Annotated in this window: 1 protein-coding gene and 1 pseudogene; one reads left to right on the top strand and one right to left on the bottom strand. The window is 42.4% G+C overall.

The window, feature by feature from the left end:
• Positions 1-193 precede the first annotated feature (193 nt).
• A pseudogene (locus AC2VE5_RS27145) lies at positions 194-313 on the bottom strand (IS630 family transposase); the annotation flags it as partial.
• Between the two features lie 564 nt (positions 314-877).
• Between AC2VE5_RS27145 and AC2VE5_RS27140 the strand changes: the two are divergent.
• Positions 878-1,465: a hypothetical protein gene (locus AC2VE5_RS27140; protein WP_486890642.1), complete on the top strand. Its 588-nt coding sequence runs from the start codon at positions 878-880 to the stop codon at positions 1,463-1,465.
• Positions 1,466-1,613 lie beyond the last annotated feature (148 nt).

Below are 1,613 nucleotides of genomic sequence, written 5' to 3'. Positions count from 1 at the left end.
GCTGCGGCGACGATACTTTGGGGGTTGCCCCACGGAACAATAGCTCAGTGCCAGGTCTATTTTTAAGCAAAAGGATGATGCTTCAATTACTGAAGCATCATCCTTTGCCTATTTTTGATTTCATCTCGTCCTTATTCTTTTGCCTCTCGTAAATAGCCGAACAGAACTAGATGCTTAGGACTGCGGCTTTTAATTTGTGAAAAGCATTATCAATTATTAGCCGTTGTGCTGGTTTGAGAGCATTCATCAAGCACTTGGCAATCCAGGCTTTAAAGACTACCCAATTACAAGCTCCAACAATCGTAAAGGGAGCGGATCTACTTTGGATTTCCCGTTTGTAAATTCTTGCCCTTCTCCTCTATTGAACTACCTCAAATTTGAAACATCTGTATCTCTAATACCAATTCTCTATATTCCGGCTACACTATAGAGCGGACAGTATCGATTGCCTAGAAGTAATAGAAGCAATTACTTCTAGAGTTAGTTGTTCTAGCTTCTTTTTCCTCTACCACTACAGCCCAAGAGTATCTGGGCTACTATCACCAGCATTGCCAGATTTGTGCCTAAGTCTTTTTTAAAAGCTGATAGATGCTCTTGTGACTGAACCTCGCTGAGGGTGTGGTCAAAAGTGGTTGGTAGCTAAATGAGCTAGGTGATTAATGCTTGAAGTTGAAACTGTTAAAGAATATGGCAGTGTTACAGAAGTAAGATTAAGCCAATCAAGACACTGCCATGCAAGTTGAATATAATGATATTCCAATCTATCAGCTACACACTATTCCAAGCCCTATGGGAGCGCGAACCGGATTTAGGCAACAAGATACATGAACTCGATAGCATAGTCAACAAACTGCTGCGACGGATAGGATTTCTTGTAATGTCACTAGTTTTATTAGAATTAAGTAGCCAAGTGACTCAGAAAGCTAGAGCAACTGGTTTAACTATTCATCGAGCTAAACGGGTAAAATACTTATCTCTGTTCGGTGCGATTGATATTCCATCACCTTACTTGTGGAATAAAAGCACAGGCAGAGAGGCGCGTTCAGTTAAAGAGCAACTAGGGATAGAGCCAGGACAAAGCTCTGTTGCAGTGCAAAGAGGTTTGTCCGATTTTGGAACAGAAGAATCGTTTGGCTGCTTGCCCAAACGATTTAAGGAACACTACGACGGTTGGGCAATTGAGCGAGCTACCGTGCGTCGAGAAGTAGAGAAGACGGCTCAAAAGGCACAGCAATATGTAGAAACCAGATTGTTTGCAGCAAGTGGGGACTATCTACAGCCTTTAAACATAAGACCAGGTGTAGAACAACTATTAGTGGAACTTGATGGTTGCCATATCCGCACAGGTCAAAAGGTAGCGCCACCGACAGTAGAACTAACTCCCAAGCGGCGAAAGCCTAAGTATCAACGTCAAATTAATTGGCGTGAAGTGAGTATTAAATGTCAAGTGTTTTGCGTGTCGTGACAGATTATTGTCGGGTAGTTAACGCGAAAAGGAAGTTCAGATCGAAACGACAAGTACAGATCGCTTGCGAATAGAAACAAAAAAATAGAGCGATTAGGATGATAGAGAATTGTTCAAGCGCTCGGTAGCAGCCTGACGACGGTAGCTA

The organism is Aliterella sp. E5.1, from assembly GCF_057473825.1.
The sequence above is the reverse complement of the archived record's forward strand: the minus strand, read 5'-3'. Positions and strand labels throughout refer to the sequence as shown.

What these genes read in the sequence shown, in the direction of transcription:
- AC2VE5_RS27140 (WP_486890642.1), top strand. Translation starts at nt 878, where the DNA reads ATGTCACTAGTTTTATTAGAATTAAGTAGCCAAGTGACTCAGAAAGCT.